The following is an 18,115-nucleotide window of genomic DNA, read 5'->3' on the forward strand; positions in this document are numbered from 1 at the left end:
AACTATAAAATGCCCGTCAATTTCCGGTATGTCTCCAGTGCAAAGGAATCCGTCATGCCGGAAATATAATCAAGCATGTGCGTCAGGCGCGCGTTTCTTCCTTCATCGTCCCGGGGCAATTTGGTTCCCTGAAGCATAATGGCGACTTTTCTGGCCTGTCCGGAGGAAGGATGGTCCACCCATTCCATGAAAAAGTCGATCAGCTCGCCCAGCACCTTGTAGCCCATGGCCTCCACTTCAATCACCTCCCTGGCTTGGTACACATTCTCTATGGCAGACTGGTACAGGCCGTTCAGCGGGGCGGCCAGTTCCGAGCTGTCAATCAGGGATTGCTCCATGCTCCCTTGCAGAAGCTCCTCTTCATAAATCGTGAAACTGTCCACGGCGGCCCGGATGCTCCTGCCGATGGCGAGGGCGCGCATGTAATGGATGCAGGAATCTTTTTCCTCCTTCTTTTCCATCTTTCGGACGGAGAAACGCTGCTTTTTCGTCAGGAAGGGACTGAACAAATCCCTGGTATGGCCAAAATCCAGAAGGCCGGAAAAATACCCGTCTTCAATATCCGCAATGCGGTAGCAGATATCGTCCGCGGCCTCCATCAGATACGCCAGGGGATGGCGGCACCAGCAAAGGTCTTTTTCATCCGGCGTGGAACGTGGAATCAACCCAAGGTGGGCAGCCACGAAGGAAGCGGCTTCTCTTTCCTCTGCTCCGATACCGAATTTTTTACATTCAAGCTTGTTGACTGCCGTAATGGAGCGTTTCTTGACAGCTGCGGAATAGGATAACGTGCAGGGATACTTCATGAAAGCGCCCAGAACGGCGGCTGTCAATTGGAGGCCGTTGCCGTCCATCGGGTCCCCGGTATGGGTCAGGATGCGGAACCCCTGGGCATTCCCTTCAAACGGCAGCTCCAAGCCATGCCGTTTCAGGGCCGTTTCAATGGCGTCCTCCCCGGAGTGGCCGAAGGGCGGATTGCCGATGTCGTGGGCCAGGCAGGCGGTGGAAACGATTGTAGCTAATTCGGAAGGCTCAATGATAGATTTAAGTTTCTTATGTTTTTTATGGAGCAAATTACCTACTCGCATGCCTAAAGAGGAACCGATGTGAGCCACCTCCAGGCTGTGCGTCAGGCGGGTGCGCACATAATCATTCCGTCCCAGAGGAAACACCTGCGTCTTATCTTGAAGTCGGCGGAACGCGCTGGAAAACAAGATGCGGCCGTAATCCTTATCGTATTCGTTCCGGTCCTTCTGCGCACGCGTGGTGCGTTGATGCGTTGAGCCGCACCGGGTATCGGACAAGAGCTGTTCCCAATTCATTATCCCTGCCATGGTGAAGGAATGCTACAGGGGATTGCCCGGATGGAACAGGAAAAAATGGAGGAAGCGTTTAATAGGTCAGCATCAGGCCCACTCCCCAGTGCAGGTTGTTGTCATAATTGGTGGAAACGCTGAGGCGGGAGGTCAGGATGTAATGCAGGCCCACGGAATAATCCCGGTTCGTATTCAGGGAAAAGGAAAGGCGCAGGCGGGAGGTGAGCGGTATATCGTCCCGTTCCAGCTGGAGCCGCACCTTGCCGTCCGTGTCAATGCGCGCGTCCGCAATCAGGAACAGGGGCAGCGTGTACCGGGTGCCCAGGGTGCCGTCCACTTCCCGGTTCTTTTTAGTGGTCTGGCGGAACATGTTGCGTTCCCCCGCCTCTCCCTGGCGGCAGGTCCAGTCCACTCCCATGTAGGGGTAAAGCCACTGCTTTTCCCCGATGTACCTGCCAAACCGTCCTTCCGCCTCATAGCCGCGCGTATCCTTGTAGCCTATCTGCCATTCCCCCTGCACGCTCCACCGGGTGCCCCCGAATTCCAGATCCCCGATATTCCCGTTGGAGGCGAAGTCGTTGTTCACGGTCAGGTACCACTTCCGGTCCATATCGTAAACGCGCTGGAGCGCCCGCATGGGGTGGGGCAGCTGAGGATTGGGCGGAGAATCCTCATACGTGAAAACCCGGCCCATGCCGCTCATCATGTGGTACAGGATATGGCAGTGGAAAAACCAGTTGCCGCGTGTCTTCTCTGCGGCATTGAACTCAATCACCTGGGTCGTCATGGGCTGGATGTCCGCCGTGAACTTGAGCGGGGAAAAATCCCCGTGCTTGTTCACCAGCCGGAAAAAATGGCCGTGCAGGTGCATGGGGTGCCTCATCATGGTATTGTTGGTCAGGATGATGCGGACGTTCTGACCTTCCCTGATCATGATCCGGTCCGTTTCAGAAAGGGTCTTCCCGTTGATGCTCCACACGTAGCGGTTCATATTCCCGGTCAGCATGAAATGCAATTCCTTCACGGGCACGCCGGAAGGAAGGCTGGTCCGGGAGGGGGACTTCAGCATGTCGTACGTCAGGGTGGTTCCCCTCTCGTCCTCCTGCATGCTGCCATGTCCTCCTTCATGGGATGAGCCGGAATTCATGTCCACCATGCCCATTCCGTGATGATTCATTTGGTGCATGGGACCGGAATTCCTCTTCATCATCTTCATGTTCCCTCCCATGGTCATCATCCCGTTCATCTGCTTCATCTTCTTGAAATAATTCAGCCTGGGGAAGGGGCGCAGCCGTTGCTTTTCCCCGTGGCCCAGCCACAGGGAGGAAGACCCGGTGGTATCCTCCGCCGTCGCTTGGAATTCGAAAGACTTGCCTGATTCCGGCACCGTCAGGATGACGTCGTAAGTCTCGGAAACCGCAATCATCATGCGGTCCACGTCCACGGGAACCACGTCCTTCCCGTCGCTGGCCACCACGCGGATATTGCCGCCTGCGTACCTCAGCCAGAAATAGGTGGAAGATGCCCCGTTGACGATGCGCAGCCTGATGCGGTCACCGCCCTTCAGCCGGGGCAGGGAAACCTGCGGGGAGCCGTTGAGAAGAAAGCGTTCATAATACACGTCGCTCACGTCCATGGCATTCATACGCTTCCATTCGCTGGTCAGTTTGGTTCCCAGATATCCGGCACGCAGGGCTTCCCAGTAACTCTGCACGCTCCCCTTGCGGATGGAAAACCAATCCGAGCCTGTGTGGAGCTTTCTGTTGACCTCCTGCGGATTCTCATTCGTCCAGTCGCTCAGCACCAGCGTGTATTCCGGCAAGGCGTCCTCCGTTCTGCGCGCCGCATCGCCTGGGCGTTTGCGGATGACGAATGCTCCGTACAGTCCGCTCTGCTCCTGAAGGCCGCTGTGGGAATGGTACCAGTACGTACCGTTCTGAATGATCGGAAAGGTATAAGTATGCGTGGTATGGGGCTTTACCGGAGCGGACGTCAGGTACGGAACGCCGTCCTGGTCATTGGGCACCAGCAGGCCGTGCCAGTGGAAGGAAGTCTCCGTATCCATCAGGTTGTGCACCCGGATGACGGCGGTATCCCCTTCCGTGAAATACAGGGTGGGACCGGGAATGCTCCCGTTGACACTCATGGCCGGGCGCGCGGCTCCGGTGAAATTGACCGGCGTATTCCGGACGTATAAATCATATTCCACCGTTCCGGCGAGGGACGGAGAAAACTGCGCCATCAGGCACCAGCACAGGAATGGGAAAAAATGGGAGGCAAATTTAAACATGAACGGGAGGAAAGCACTTCCAGAAAAGACCCGTTCCTTCCATCTGCGGTTCAAAAGGAGACATAGGTGATGTGTCATGCCCTTCCGGAAGCCATGAAGGGAAAACCTGGAAACTAAATGGCCGGCCAAAACCCGGAGCATGGGCGCCTGAAGCTTATTTCTGCGAAGCTTTCCCGATAGGAATGGGCGTGATTAAAAAAGAGGCCAGGATCAGCAGACATCCCAGGGCCAGCAGGAACATATGGGGCTGCTCCCTGAACAGGAGCAGGGAAATCAGCGCCGCCAGGGGAATTTTGAGATTGTTCATGACGGCCAGCTTCACGGGCGTCACCCGGCGTGCGCCGTAATTCCAGAGGAAAAAGCAGACTCCTGAAGGGATAGCTCCCAAATAGACCAGCAGCCACCATTGCATGGCTGAAATATCCTGCCAGCAGGCAAGCCCCGACGGTAATCCGGAAGGTAATGTAACCAGCAGAGCGCCTGCGTAAGCATAGGCGAAGCAGGAAGCCTCACTTCCCCCGAACCAGGAGTCCTTCAAGGAAATGTAGGCCATTTGTCCTGCCGCAAAACAAAGGTTGGAGAGCTGCACCAGAATAATCCCCGTGAGTTCACCATTGCCGGCGGAATATCCTTTCCAAAGGATGCCCGCGCCTCCCACGGCTGCAAGAATGGCCGCCGCCAGATGGAGCGGAGGCAGCTTTCTTTTCATCAGGCCGTTGATCAAAACGATGTAAATCGGCGTAGTGGCCGTGAAAAGGGCAACCTGGTGCGAAGGCAGATAGTGGAAGGCTGCGATATAGCAAAGGTACATGCCTCCGAATTGGACGGCGCCTATCCCCATCATCCCGAAGGCATGGTTGAACGGAACTTTCCGGACGAAGGGAAGGAAAACAGCCAGGGAACCTGCCATGCGCGTCAGCGCGACAAAACTGGCAGGAAGGCCGGACAGGCAATTCCCCAACAGTCCAAATGACAACGCCCAGATGAAAGACGTGATCAGCAGCGCAGACATGAGAGCGGGAGCATATGTAGAAAGAGAAGGCAAGTCAATGCCCATGCGGTGCCATTGGTTAAAGAAGAAGGCCCAGAATCATATCGTTGAGCGTCACATTTCTTCCTGTGAATTTCCTACATCACCTGGCGCAGAATGAAACTCTTGCCGATAAACGGAGCAATGCGTTTGGTATACTGGGGACGCGGAATAAGAGTTGTTGTTTTTTCTCCTTACAATTGATAAAGTATGTCAATCAAATAGTTTTATCAATCATAGTTGAAATATTTTTAGACATTTTGTTCTGAGTCATCCCGAAGAGAAGGGCATTTCTGTTATTCGCTAAAATAAAGACTCACATTAAAAAGAAAAACACCCCGGAATACATGATTCCGGGGCGTTTATGAAAATGGTACGCGGTACTGGTTTCGAACCAGTGACCCCATGCGTGTGAAGCATGTGCTCTACCACTGAGCTAACCGCGCATTTGCAGTGCGGGAGGAAATATATCGTTCATGCATGGGATTGGCAAGGAGTTTTTTGAAGGCGAGTGAAAAAGTGGAGCTGCTTTCCTTCTCTCAAGGTTCCTTGTTTCATTCTAACAAGATCCTGATTGCCAGTATTTTCCATTATCCTGTGCAGGAAAGGGGAATGGTGGCTGATTTCCTGCTTGTACAGCATCAGCCGTCTTTTTACACTCCGGGCATGAGTTGCACAAGCCCTCCCAGAGCCTGGGCCGAGGTTGATACGAACGCACTGAGGCACAATCTGAACGTCGTCCGCCGCGCGATGCCGGACCAGCGCCAGATGGCTATTGTGAAGGCGGAGGCTTATGGCCACGGTTTGGAAGGCGTGGTGAAGGCTCTGGATGACGAGGGGTGCGCCTTTTTTGGCGTAGCGACCGTGGCGGAAGCGTGCCGGGTGCGCGATGCCGGCGTAAAGACCTGTCCCTTTATCCTTGGTCCCTGTTTTGCCGGGGAACGGGAGGAGATTGTGCAGAACGGCTGGCGAGCCGCCCTTTCCAGCATGGAGGAGGCGGAGCATTTCAATTCCCTGGGGGCTCTGTACAACAAGCCCGTGCATGTCCATGTGGGCGTGGATACGGGGATGGGCCGCAGCGGCTTCCTGCCCAGTGAGCTGCATGGCCTGACGGAGAAGCTCAGGAAGCTGGAGCATCTTCATCTGGAAGGCGTGTTTTCCCATTTGTCCGCGGCCTCGGACGATATTTCCTTTACGCACGGGCAGATCAGCGGTTTTACGGAAGCGGTGAATGAGCTTTCCGCAACGTACCAGTATGAGTTCCGGCACCTGTGCAGCAGCGCGGCCGTGTTCAATTACAAGGCTCCCTGCGCCAACATGGTGAGGCTGGGAAGAATCCTGTACGGGTATTCCCCCATGCCTTCCCCCTATAACAAGGAGCTGAAGCCCACCATGACCCTGTACAGCCGTATTACCCTGATCCGTACGCTGCCGGGCAACCATGGCGTTTCCTACAACCACTGTTATATGACGAAGGGGAGCACAAAGGTGGCCACCATCGGCATCGGTTATGCGGACGGCTATCTCCAGTACCTGTCCAACCAGGGCGCGCGCGTGTATATCAACGGCCAGTACTGCCCGGTGCTGGGCCGTGTGACGATGGACCAGATCATGGTGGACGTCACCTACATGGACCATGTGGAGACCGGGGACCTGGTGGAGATCATGGGACCCAACGTGAGCTGGGAGGAGTTGACGCGTCGCGCCAATACCATCCCCAGCAACGTGCTGACCAGCATCAGTTCCCGCGTGCCGCGGATTTACGTGTAAGAGAACGCGGGCTGTTTTGAGCCCGTTTGTTTTTTGCTGGATAGACGGAGCCGAAGCTGCAAGGCTACGGTGAACTGGTGTCTCCAACCCGTCGTTTTGAATGGCCGTGATTCTCCTGGGAGTGAGGGGCTCCTGCCCCTCATGGCTGTTTTTCCGAAACGGAATGGAGGCTTTTCTGCGCTCCGGAAGGATTTTTAATGATGAAGGCCATGCGGCCTTCATTCCCAGGCTGCCGGAACGGTAAGGACATGGTTCATCAACGTTTTTGCATACCTTTTCACACCCCTGAATTTCCTTGGAATTAGAGGCTTTACCTCTAGGCCCCTCTTTTACGACAGGAAACGAATTTAACATTTTTCCGCGTTTTTACCGCTGGCGGACCTTGTTCCAGTCTTCCGGTTCCAGGGAGCAGGGGTCCGGGGCTACCCAGTGGCCCGGTTCTATTTCCACGGGGGTCAGGTCCGCTCCCACCGTTTCCGGATAGGAAGGGTGCTGGATGCGGTGGCCGAAGGCGGAGCCGAGCGGCGGATTGATAGGGGAGGGAACGTCTCCCGGCAGGGGCTGGTGCTGGTTGGCTTTGGCGGGGTCCGGTTCCGGAATGGCGTCCAGCAGGGCCTTGGTGTAAGCGTGTTTGGGGGACTGGTAGATGGTTTCCGCATCCGACATTTCCACGATTTTTCCCAGGTACATGACGGCCACGCGGTCGGAGATGTGTTTCACCACCGCCAGGTCATGGGCAATGAAGAGGTAGGAGAGCTTGCGTTCCTCCTGAAGTTCCAGAAGGAGGTTGAGCACCTGGGACTGCACGGATACGTCCAGCGCGGAAACGGGTTCATCCAGAATGATGAGGCTGGGGTTCAGCGTCAGGGCGCGTGCAATGCCGATGCGCTGGCGCTGGCCTCCGGAGAATTCAAAGGGGAAGCGGTCAATGGCGCTGTCCGGCATTCCCACGCGGTCCAGCAGGCCGCGCACCCATTCCCGGCGCGCGGCGGGCGTCCCCATGCGGTGAATGACGAAAGGTTCCGCCACGATCTGGCCGATGGATTGGCGCTGGTTGAGGGATTCCGCCGGGTCCTGGAAGACCATCTGGATGTGCGGGCGCAGGGGGCGCATTTTGCGCTGGGAGAGCGTGGCGATGTTTTTGCCGTTGAATTGGATGGAGCCTCCCGTGGGTTTCAGCAGGCGGACAATGCTTTTCCCGATGGTGGATTTGCCGCAGCCGGATTCTCCTACCAGCCCCAGGGTTTCGCCGGGGTAGATGCTGAAGGACACGTCGTCCACCGCCTTCACCCATCCGGCCTGCCGCAGGAAGATCCCGGAGCGGACGGGGAAGTACATTTTCAGGTTGTTGACTTGCAAGAGTGGTTCCGGCATGGCGAGAGGAGGGGGAAAGGGTTAAAGATTGGCGCAGCGGGGGCAGGCTTCCACGAAGTGGTCCGGGGATATTTCCACGAGGGGCGGGCGTTCCGTGAGTTCTTCCACGGGCACCCCTTGGCGCTGGCAGAAGCGGCAACCAGGCACGAAGTCCGCAATGGAAGCCACCTGCCCGGGAATGGTAGGCAGCTTGGTTTTGCGCACGGAGCTTAATTGAGGGATGGAGGCCAGCAGGCCTTTGGTATAGGCGTGGCGGGGATTGGCAAAGAGTTCCCGGACGGGGGCTTTTTCCACCACGCGCCCGGCGTACATGACTACCACGGAGTCACAGCTCTGCGCGATGACGCCCAAATCGTGCGTGATGAGGATGGAAGAGGAACCCATTTCCGCCTGAAGGTCCTTGAGCAGGGAGAGGATTTGTGCCTGCACGGTGACGTCCAGGGCCGTGGTGGGTTCATCTGCAATGATGAGTTCCGGATGGCAGGCCAGGGCGATGGCGATGACGACGCGCTGGCGCATGCCGCCGGAGAGCTGGTGGGGGAATTCGTCCACGCGCTGTTCCGGCGCCGGAATGCGGACGCGCTGCAGGAGCTGGATGGCGGCGTCCCGAGCTTCCCTGGCGTTCATGCCGCGGTGGAGCATCAGGGATTCCCCGATCTGCCTGCCGATGCTGTGCACGGGGTTGAGCGCCGTCATCGGTTCCTGGAAGATAACGCCGATGTGCTGGCCGCGGATTTCATGCATGTCCGTTTCCCTGGCCTGGACCAGGTCACGGCCCTTGAAGAGGATTTGGCCGTCCAGGATTTTCCCCATGGGCTGGGGCAGCAGGCGGACGATGGACATGGCCGTGACGCTTTTACCGCAGCCGGATTCTCCCACGATGCCTACGCAGGTTCCCTTGGGGACGGTGAAGCTGACGCCGTCCACCGCTTTCAGCAGGCCGGATTCCGTCTCGAATCCGGTAACCAGGTTCTTGATTTCCAACAGGGGTTCGCTCATTGTACTATTTCTCCGTGGCAGAGGGGTCCAGCGGGCCGCCGTTTTCCGGAATGACGGGCACGGAGGGCAGTTTGCCGCCGCCTTCCTTGTTATCCAGGCTGTCGATGGAGTCCATGTAGCGGTACTGGTCGTACACGGTGTCCACTTCCTCGAAGGTTTTTCCCTCCCGCTTGGCTTCCATCGTTTCCTTCTTAACGTCGTTATCCACCCAGTACAGGTAGCTTTCCATCGGGTCGAACACGACCGGATGGCAGAATTGCGTGGTGGCGCTGTTGGGCCACTTGACCCAGCGCCAGTAGCCCAGCCTGACGAATTCCGTAGTCCAGCAGGGGACCCACAGGGCTTCGTCATGAATTTTCTGCTGCACCTTCCATGTGGCTTTTTGAAGTTCGTCTTCCGTGGCGGCATTCGTTTCATCGTCCAGCAGCTTGTCCATCTCCTTGTCCGCATAGGCGCAGATGTTATTGGTGTAGGTGATCAGGCTGCCGCGTTCGTCATAGGCGTAGCGGGAATGGAAGCCCTGTTCGTTCATCGGATGGGGCGGCGTGAAGCCCCAGGCCATGAAGGAGGCCTGGACGCGTTTTTCCATGATTTTGCGGAAGGCCACGGTGGAGTCCAGCGGGTCCAGCTGGATTTCCAGGCCGCATTTGCGGGCGTCTTCCTTCAGCTTGCCCAGCGTGGAGGCCAGGGAGGGGGAGGAGTTGGGGAAGGTGATGGCGGCGGTGAGCCGGGTGCCGTCCGGCTTGCGGAGGATTCCGTCCGGGCACGGGATGGTGTAACCGGCCTTGGCGAAGTAGGAACGGGCCTGTTCCGGGGAGTAGGGGCGCGCCTTGATGTAGGGATTGGTGAATTTCCCGAAGCCGGAGTTGTAGGAGTTGAGCCGCTGGTAGTCTCCGCGGAAGGTAATGTCAATGATGTTCTGGATGTTCAGGGCGTATTGGAAGCCCAGCCGCACGTTGAGGTCATTGAAGGGGGCCTTGGAGGTGTTCAGGAAGATGCCGTACGGGGGGCGCGGATAAATGGTGTAAAACGTGCTGCGGTTGATGTAGCCGTTGTGGACTTCCGGAATTTCCATGCGTTCGTGCCACAGTTCCGGTTTCGTGATGTTCATGACGTCCAGTTCCCCGATGCGGAAAAGTTCAATGGCCTTGGACGGTTCCGCAATGAAGTTGTACACGATCTGGTCCACGTTATACATGTACTTCGTGAATTTCTTGTCCCTGGCCCACCAGTCCGGCACGCGCTGGAGCGTTACCTGGCGGCCGCGGATGATGCCGTCCGGCTTCACTACGTAGGCGCCCGTGGTGGGCGGTACGCGCCACTGGTAGCGTTCTACATAGTTGGGGCCGAATTCGCAGTAGAAGTGCGGAGGGGAAGGGAGGAACAGCGTGCAGTAGAACGGGAGCAGCGGCTTGGCGAAGGGAAGCGTGATGGATAAGCGGCTGTCGTCGTAGATGGTGATGTTGGAGGCGTTCTGGTAAAAGAAGTTGTTGTAGAAGACGTCCCGGCTGTATTCCGAGGTGCGGATGTACATGTTTACCAGCAGGTCAATGGCTTTTACCTTGGCTCCGTCCGTGTAGCGGGCGTCGGGGTCCAGCTCGAAGTAAACGGTGCGCCTGTCCGGGGATTCCGCCCATTTATGGGCGATGCCGGGAATGATTTTTCCTGTGACCGGATGGATGGAAACGAGGCCGATGATGATTTCATCATACAGGGGGCCGCGGAATCCGCTGTTGCTGTTCGGGCCGTTGGGCCGGAACGTGTCCGGATAGGAACCCGGAGCCCACTGGCGCAGCACGCCGCCTTTTTTGGCGTTCGGATCGCCTATTTCCGGATTATCCAGTCCGTCCTCCCATTTAAGGTCCTGCGGAATGTCCGCCGGAGTCTTGAATTTGATGTAGTCCCCTTCCGTCTGCCTGCGGTGGATGACAGACAGGGCGGCCTCGTCTGCAATGAGCTTGCTTTGCAGTTTTTCCCTGATTTTAGGGTCTTCCTCCTTGAAGAATTGATCACGGAGCTGCCGTATCTCCTTTTGCTTGGCGGCTTCTTCCCGTGCCAGACGGTCATTGGTCTGCTTGTTCCACCGTTCCGGGAAAGAATCAAACCCCGGAGGGAGCGTGCCGAAAGGCACGTTCGGCTGCCAGCCCACCCCCTGGGATTGGGAGGAATCCTTACAACCGGTGCCGGCTGTCAGCAGGAGGGACAGCGTCACGGAAGAAAGGAGGGTGCGGAGGATGGGGAACAGCTTGGGCATGGGAGGGCGGAACAGAAGTCTTTTTTATTTATAGGTGGTGAATTTCTTGGGGTCAAAGGCCTCGCGGATGGCCTCGCCGATGAAGGTGACGAGTAGAAGCGTGATGACCAGGGCGGAGAAGGCGGAGGTAACCACCCAGCTGGCGGAAAGGTCCGCCAGCCCGTCGTTGAGCAGGCGGCCCCAGCTGGCGTACGTGTCCGGAAGGCCGAAGCCCAGGTAGTCCAGGGAGGCCAGGGCCAGAATCAGGGCGGAAACGCTGAACGGCACCAGCGTGACCAGGATGGCGACCAGGTTCGGGAGGATGTGGATAAAGAGGATGCGGCTGGTGGACGCCCCCAGCACGCGGGCGGCCGCCACGTAGTCGCGCGCTTTTTCCTTCATGGTGGAGGTTCTGAGCTGGTAGGTCATGGACATCCATCCAAACATGATGAGCAGGCCAAGGATGAGGAACATGCCTTTCATCTGGAGCGGCACCATGTCTGAAATAATCATGATGATGAACAGGAAGGGCACCTGGGAAAAGATTTCAATGAGGCGCTGCATGCCGAGGTCGAACATGCCGCCGAAGTAGCCCATCATCATCCCGAAGGTGATGCCGATGAAGTAGACGATGGGAAGATAGAAGATAGCGGCCTTCATGTTGACCTGGAGGCCGCCGTACAGGTAGGCCAGAATGTCCGCCCCCTGGGTGTTGGTTCCCAGAAGGTGGCCTCCCTTGAGCGGGGGGGCGGGGTGGTAGAAGATGCGGCTGATTTTATGTTCGTCCGTCTGTTTCAGGAAGTCCTCCTTGGTGCCGGGGCCGCTGTAGTGTTCCGCCACGATCTGGTTGTTTTCATAAGTGGCGCTGTATACTTCCGTCCTGTCTTCCAGCCAGCCGGTGGCGCGGTCCACCTTTCTTCCCTTGCGGAATTTGTAGCTGATATGGGGCAGGGCCTCTTCATCCTTGTGAAGGCGGGAGGCCAGGCCGGAGTACGGCTTGCCATTGGATTCGCAGACCAGGCCGTCCTCATTCACCGTCAGGGCTTCGGAACCGGGGTTGGTGGAATCCCCCGTGGGGTCGTACGGAACCAGGGGCATGATCACGAGGGAGGGTTTTCCCGGCTGGCCGGCCTGCTTTTTCAGTTCTCGGTAATTGGCTTCCGCATCCGCAAAGTCTCCGGTCTGGCCGAAGGTGGAGCCCTTGTACACCTTGCGCATGATGGCGGGGAAGTACCAGGAGCCGTCCTGGACGACGAGGAGCGCCCGCTTGCCCACCAGGCACTGGTCCATGCAGGCCAGCAGCGTCAGCACCAGCAGGATGATGAGGGAAACGTAGCCGCGGGAGATGCTTTTAAAACGCTGAATGCGGCGCTTGGTGATCGGCGTGGGGTGGAAGCGGCGCGGTCCTTTCAGCATGATCCAGAAGCCGATCCCGGCCATGACCAGCACGCAGGCCCAGCCGAACCACAGGAATTTTCCCTGCGGCGTCAGAAGGCCGCCGTTATTCTGGTCCGTGCAGACGATATTGAGCATGCTCATTTCCCGCGAGACGGTGAAGGGCCAGCTCAACGTGGGCAGGAGCAGGCCGCACAGCTCCCCCCCGGCGGTGAGGACCGCCAGAATGACCAGAAGGTATGCCAGTTTTCTAACCATGTGTATTATTCAAATTTGATGCGCGGGTCCACGGCGGCCACAATGATATCGGAGAGCAGGTTCCCCAGCACCATCAGGAAGGAGGTGAGCAGCAGCGTGCCCATGATCAGCGCGTAATCCTTGTCCATCAGGGCCTGGTAGCTCAGCATGCCGAACCCTTGGATATCAAAGACCTTTTCCACCAGCATGGAGCCGGCAACGATCAGGCTGATGAGGCTGCCCAGTGTGGAGGCAATGGGGATGAAGGAGTTGCGGAAGGCGTGCTTGATGACGGCCCCCTTGAAGCTCACGCCCTTGGCCATGGCCGTCCTGATGTAGTCCGCAGAGAGGTTGTCCATCAGGTTGTTCTTCATCATCATGGTCGTGATGGCGAAGGAGCTGACCACGTAACAAATCAGGGGGAGCACCGTATGGTGCAGCAGGTCTCCGGCCTGTTCCCAGAAGCCCATGTCCGCAAAGTCCGGAGACGTGAGCCCGCAGAGCGGGAACCATTCCAGCCGCGCGCCCAGATAAACCACCAGCACGGCGCCCAGGGCGAAGCCTGGTACGGAATATCCCAGGAAAATCAGAACGGAGGAAATGTTGTCCACCAGGCTCTTGTGGCGGATGGCCTTCAACACCCCCAGGGGAATGCAGACGGAATAGGTAATAATGGCGCTCAGGATGCCGAAGTACAGGGAAACGGGGATGCGCTCCTTGATCATGTCCCACACCGGTTCATTATATTTGAAGGAATTGCCCATGGTGCCCTGGAGCAGGCCGTCGAAGCTTGTCTTATACATCACGGCCCGCCAGGCATAGCCTTTTGCCTTGTCCTGAATGGCTTCCACATTGTCCGTCTGCCGCATGCGGCGCGCCCAGCGTTCCGCCCGGTCCATGGGGGATTCTATGTCCACGGTCCAGCCTTCCGAGACGGCTTTTCTGGACGGAGTGCCGGAAAAGAACGCATCCTTCACTCCGTCGGAATCCTTGTCCTGGCGTACGACGACGACTTGTTCTCCCGTTTCATTCAGGTTGATCCGGGTGTGCGTATCGGAAATGCCGGAATATTCATCTTCCTTGTCCGCCGGCTCCACTCCGCCGATTTGTCCGAATTCCTCACGGGAAATGAAAATCTTTTTAGGAAGCACTCCCAGCCATTGCAGATAGGCGGTAATAATGGGTTCCTGAAGGCTGTATTGTTCTTCCAGCCGTTCCATATCCGCTTCACTCAGGTTATTATCGCCGCGCTGGGATCCAGCTTTCTGGCCGGACAGAGCGCTCATGCTCTGCTGCTGCATCATCTGCTCAATGGGACCTCCCGGAACAAAACGGGTTATGCAAAAGACGAGGAACGTGACTCCCAGAAGCGTCAGGGGCATGAGAAGGAGTCGTCTGATGATATAGGTCTTCATTCGTCGCGCAGAACTCTACTGGTTTGTGGCATGTGAGGCAAGCCGCAATCCGCCCTGCGGGAAGGAACTCCGGCAGGGCAATGATCAGTTACCGGAGGTTAAAGACAAGAAGTAAGCTTCCCTGTACTTGTGTTTCAAAAGAGTTTTTGAACGGGAAAAGATGAGAAGGGGACAATCCTCCACAGCCATCACAGCCACTGTATCCAATCTTTGATATCTGGCATCTTGTAACTTGCCCGCAGAGGATCATATTCCTTCCGCCAGGCGGCGCGCCAGCATATCCGGGAGTCCGGCGGCCAGAATGCGCTTCTGCGCCTCTTCCACGTCGTATTCCACGCGGCGCTGGTAGTAAACCATGCCGTCCACATCCAGCACGCCGTAGGCGGCGCGGGGGTCTCCGTCCCTGGGCTGGCCTACGGAACCCACGTTGATGAGGTACTTGTTGGTCTTGAGAAGCTGGATGTCCCCGGATTCATATTCCTGGATGCTCCCTTCATGGCGGATGAAGGTGCGCGGGACGTGCGTGTGGCCGTTGAAGCACAGGAACTGATTGTCCCGGAGCATGTTAATGCTATGCGTAGCCGTATCTACATTCGTGACGTAGGACCAGGAATTGGGCTTGTCCTGAGTGGCATGCACCAGAACGATTTCATTGGGCAGGATGCGCTGGAAAGGAGCGCGGCGCAGCCACTTCTTCTGTTCGTCGGAAAGCTGCTGGCGCGTCCACATCAGGGCATGGTAAGCCACGGGATTCATGCCTGCCGGATTGTCTTCCCCAATGGCTTCCTCATCATGGTTGCCGCGTACGGTAGGAATCTGGCTGCTACGGATAAATTCAAGGCATTCGGACGGGTTGGCATTGTAGCCTACAATATCACCCAGGCAGTAAACGGCGTCGCATTGCAGCTGTTCTATATCCTTCATTACCGCTTCCAGAGCGGGCAGGTTGGCATGGATGTCACTGATCAGGGCTATTCTACTCATGGTGTTGCGGGAAAAAAGTATAGCACCTTTTCGGAAAGTTGCCAAGCCGGGAAATGGAGGAAGCGTCGTGCGGTTTATAGATAGAAAAACACGCGAAAAGTTTTTTAGCTTCAAATCAAGTTTTTCTCGTGCCTAACTCTATTTGGCAAGGTTTAGCAAAGCATGAAAGATGGTTCCTATGGAAAATGATGAAATTTGGTTGACATGAATAAAAATTTGTGTTAAGGGAAAATATATGAAGGTTAGAATCATTTCATATTGGTTAAGCCTATTGTTTTTCTCAAATTTTTCCATAGCAGAAAGCAATACAACAGAAAAAATAAATTCCATGAACTCGGAGAAAACTCCCGAATGGATAATAAATAAGATGAACGAATGGACGAATAATATTGATCCGCCCATGCTAATAAAATCAACATTCACTACATCAGGGGTGAATGGGACGGCTGATTTTTATTTTTTTGGAGACACGTTCAATACAACTTGGTTGACATTGATAAATTTTGAAAATCCTGTTAAATATGGATTTGCTGTATTTAAAAATAAAGATTCTAAGGAAGAGGCTTATTTTCCATCTTTGAAGCAGCGTGTGTATCGTTATGATTTTTCCAGAAATCCTACAAAGGTGGAGAAATTTATGAGGAAAATGCCTACTGAACCGTGTAGTTATAATGAAATAGCAAGCTTTTCGGATGGTTTAAGTGTTAAAAAAACAGAAACAGGAAATTACTTACTCAGTATTAAGGTAAAAGAGAATGAGGCTATGGTTGCTCTAGGCACAAAGAGCCTGATATTTAATGTTCTGGTTACTCCAGAAGGAAAATCATTGCAGAGTGGAATTATTGCAAATGATGGCACAACAGTTATAGTTAATACATATACTTATCCGAATGTTGAGGTGGATCCACAGGAAATAATTTCCAAGTATGTGGTGCCGGCCTTGGATGTTCCTCTCATGCCAAACAAAAGCTTTAATGATGCAGATACGCAGGCAGTAAATATCGCCCAACAGGAAAGATAATATTATGAAAAAGAAACTTATATGTTGTATATTTTCAGCAATAGCTGCCGTTTTTTTAGCGGCGTATTGTCCTAAAGAGTTTGGAGAAAATGAAATGGTGCTTAGCAATGTCATTCATTCATCTCACATGAAGAACATGGATGTTGATGATGGTGCATTGTTTTTTGGCCTTTCTTCAGGAAAGGAGGGTGTAAAGTATGGATTTAGAAGTTTAGAGTTTAATTCCAACAGCATGGTAGATGAAAATCTCGAAACTCGTTGGATCTTTATTTGGAATCCTGTTAGTGGATGTAGCGTTTCTGGGTGTGCTGCTTCAGCATGTGGTGGCTCTGGTTGTTTTGGTTCTGCTTGTGCTGCCTCAGGATGTGGTGGTTCCGGTTGTGCAGGGTCTGGGTGTGGGGGATCTGCCTGTGGAGGTTCCGCTTGCGGAGGATCTGCCTGTGGGGGATCTGCCTGTGGAGGTTCCGCCTGCGGAGGTTCTGTCTGTGGAGGATCTGCTTGCGGAGGTTCCGCCTGTGGAGGTTCTGCTTGTGGTGCTTCTGGTTGCGTAGGATCTCTCTGTGCAATTTCTGGTTGTGCTGGTTCTGCTTGCGCAGCCTCTGGTTGTGCTGTCTCTATCTGTGCAGGTTCTGGCTGCGGAGCCTCTGCCTGCATAGCTTCTACCTGCGGAGGTTCTGTGTGTGTGGGTTCTAGTTGTGCAGGTTCTGTCTGTGCAGGTTCTGGCTGTTCATCTAAAGAATGCGGTGAAGGAGGTGATTTTATGCTGATGGTGAATAGTTTTAATTATCATCTAAAAGAAGATCAGGTGGTTATTGAAATTTCCACTAATAGCAATGTAAAATTGATAAATGGGACGGAAAATTATTTATTGAAAGCAGGTATAGTGAATCAGGTAAATATTAAAGGAAAGTATTCCAAAGTACTTTATAAGGAGATTGATGGTAAAAAGGTTATTTTTCTTCTTGATTTCAAAAACGTAGAACATCAGTTATCTTTTGCTACTGTAGTATAATTACACACATTTTATAAATAGAAGTTGTTTTTATAAACTGGAATATATATCCGCTAATTTAAATTTTATCATATTTAAAAAGTATATGGAGATAAATTCTTATATATAAAATCAGTACAATGCCAGTGAGCAATCAATCTACATTTTTTCGAACAAAAAAAATAAGCTTTATTGTATATATAAGCTTGTTAATGATTTCTTGTGCAGGAAAAGCTCAGATTTTTTGTCCAGTTTCTGAATGGTCTTATCAATCACCATATAGTGAACAATTTGATACAGCAAAGATTAACGAAGGATTGTCCATTCCCATTACCATTCAATTTCAACTGGGCCGTGAGACGGTCATAGGGAAAAACTGGGTTTTTCTTCCCTTGGATTATTATGTTGTACATACAAGTGAAACAGCAGTTCAGATACGGGATCTTAGAGGACAGAAAATTTACCTGTACCGCAAATATAATAGTCCCAAATACAAAAATACTCTTCATCAAAACGGGAAAATGGTTACTTATACCATGGAAGAGGATCCTCGCAAACAGTTATTGTTGATTACATGCAACAAAGAATGGGAAATGGTTTACAGGAAAAAACGTCTGCATTCGCTAACATTCAATAGTGGTCTTCAACTCAATTACTCCGTAGCAGGAATAACTTCTTCCGAAGGACAAAAGCTTGTTGAGTGTACTTATCATTATAAGAAGGAAAAGAGACTTTCTTGGCTTAGAGTAGAAAACAGATCCTATATATTCGAATATGACGATCGGGATCGCCTCTCTAAAATATTAAATACGAAGAGATATCCTGTATTGACTTTTAAATACTCAGATTATAACCCCGAAAAAATACCACCGGTGATATTAGATGTTTTTAAAAAGAATTATAAGAATTTTATTGCCTCAAAAAATAATGCTAGAAATAAGCAAAAAATGGATAAATTGGCAGTAAAAAGCCTTAATGAGACAAAGCCAGGTGTTCTTCCGGCTGCGGCAAAGTTAGTGCAGCCGGCAGTAAAAAGCCTTAATGAGACAAAGCCAGGTGT

13 protein-coding genes and 1 tRNA gene are annotated in these 18,115 nt (G+C 53.9%); 4 read left to right on the forward strand and 10 right to left on the reverse strand.

What is annotated here, in order from left to right; translation table 11 throughout:
- Positions 1-2 precede the first annotated feature (2 nt).
- The 4 genes from dgt to LIO64_RS02530 all read right to left on the reverse strand — a co-directional run bounded on the left by dgt (position 3) and on the right by LIO64_RS02530 (position 5,082).
- Complete coding sequence (dgt, locus tag LIO64_RS02515; protein ID WP_290547877.1) at positions 3-1,334, reverse strand: dGTP triphosphohydrolase; 1,332 nt, start codon at positions 1,332-1,334, stop codon at positions 3-5.
- Between the two features lie 58 nt (positions 1,335-1,392).
- Complete coding sequence (locus LIO64_RS02520) at positions 1,393-3,606, reverse strand: multicopper oxidase domain-containing protein (RefSeq protein ID WP_290547878.1); 2,214 nt, start codon at positions 3,604-3,606, stop codon at positions 1,393-1,395.
- 154 nt (positions 3,607-3,760) lie between these two features.
- On the reverse strand, positions 3,761-4,618 hold the full coding sequence (locus LIO64_RS02525) for an EamA family transporter (RefSeq protein WP_290547879.1): 858 nt from the start codon (positions 4,616-4,618) through the stop codon (positions 3,761-3,763).
- A 389-nt stretch (positions 4,619-5,007) separates the two neighbouring features.
- Positions 5,008-5,082 (reverse strand) — tRNA-Val (locus tag LIO64_RS02530).
- 220 nt (positions 5,083-5,302) lie between these two features.
- Here LIO64_RS02530 and alr point away from each other — a divergent pair.
- Positions 5,303-6,406 (forward strand): alanine racemase, encoded by a 1,104-nt coding sequence (alr, locus tag LIO64_RS02535; RefSeq protein WP_290547880.1) that lies wholly within the window; start codon positions 5,303-5,305, stop codon positions 6,404-6,406.
- A 366-nt stretch (positions 6,407-6,772) separates the two neighbouring features.
- Here alr and LIO64_RS02540 read toward each other — a convergent pair whose 3' ends face one another.
- The 6 genes from LIO64_RS02540 to LIO64_RS02565 all read right to left on the reverse strand — a co-directional run bounded on the left by LIO64_RS02540 (position 6,773) and on the right by LIO64_RS02565 (position 15,043).
- Positions 6,773-7,780: an oligopeptide/dipeptide ABC transporter ATP-binding protein gene (locus LIO64_RS02540; RefSeq protein ID WP_290547881.1), complete on the reverse strand. Its 1,008-nt coding sequence runs from the start codon at positions 7,778-7,780 to the stop codon at positions 6,773-6,775.
- A gap of 21 nt (positions 7,781-7,801) precedes the next feature.
- Positions 7,802-8,779: an ABC transporter ATP-binding protein gene (locus LIO64_RS02545; protein ID WP_290547882.1), complete on the reverse strand. Its 978-nt coding sequence runs from the start codon at positions 8,777-8,779 to the stop codon at positions 7,802-7,804.
- 4 nt (positions 8,780-8,783) lie between these two features.
- Positions 8,784-11,033 carry an extracellular solute-binding protein gene (locus LIO64_RS02550; RefSeq protein WP_290547883.1) on the reverse strand — a complete coding sequence of 750 codons (2,250 nt, stop codon included), beginning with the start codon at positions 11,031-11,033 and terminating at the stop codon, positions 8,784-8,786.
- 24 nt (positions 11,034-11,057) lie between these two features.
- Complete coding sequence (locus LIO64_RS02555; protein ID WP_290547884.1) at positions 11,058-12,665, reverse strand: ABC transporter permease subunit; 1,608 nt, start codon at positions 12,663-12,665, stop codon at positions 11,058-11,060.
- Between the two features lie 5 nt (positions 12,666-12,670).
- Positions 12,671-14,059, reverse strand: coding sequence for an ABC transporter permease (locus LIO64_RS02560; protein WP_290547885.1), 1,389 nt, complete (start codon positions 14,057-14,059; stop codon positions 12,671-12,673).
- Between the two features lie 246 nt (positions 14,060-14,305).
- Positions 14,306-15,043: a metallophosphoesterase family protein gene (locus LIO64_RS02565; protein WP_290547886.1), complete on the reverse strand. Its 738-nt coding sequence runs from the start codon at positions 15,041-15,043 to the stop codon at positions 14,306-14,308.
- Between the two features lie 328 nt (positions 15,044-15,371).
- Here LIO64_RS02565 and LIO64_RS02570 point away from each other — a divergent pair, with 328 nt between their 5' ends.
- The 3 genes from LIO64_RS02570 to LIO64_RS02580 all read left to right on the forward strand — a co-directional run.
- Positions 15,372-16,064, forward strand: a complete 693-nt coding sequence (locus LIO64_RS02570; RefSeq protein WP_290547887.1) for a hypothetical protein — start codon at positions 15,372-15,374, stop codon at positions 16,062-16,064.
- A gap of 4 nt (positions 16,065-16,068) precedes the next feature.
- The gene (locus LIO64_RS02575; RefSeq protein ID WP_290547888.1) at positions 16,069-17,076 is read left to right on the forward strand and encodes a hypothetical protein; all 1,008 of its coding nucleotides are present in this window, start codon (positions 16,069-16,071) and stop codon (positions 17,074-17,076) included.
- A gap of 185 nt (positions 17,077-17,261) precedes the next feature.
- The coding region (locus LIO64_RS02580; protein WP_290547889.1) for a hypothetical protein at positions 17,262-18,115 on the forward strand (854 nt) is incomplete at its 3' end.

This window comes from Akkermansia sp. (assembly GCF_020860705.1).
Classification (GTDB): domain Bacteria; phylum Verrucomicrobiota; class Verrucomicrobiia; order Verrucomicrobiales; family Akkermansiaceae; genus Akkermansia.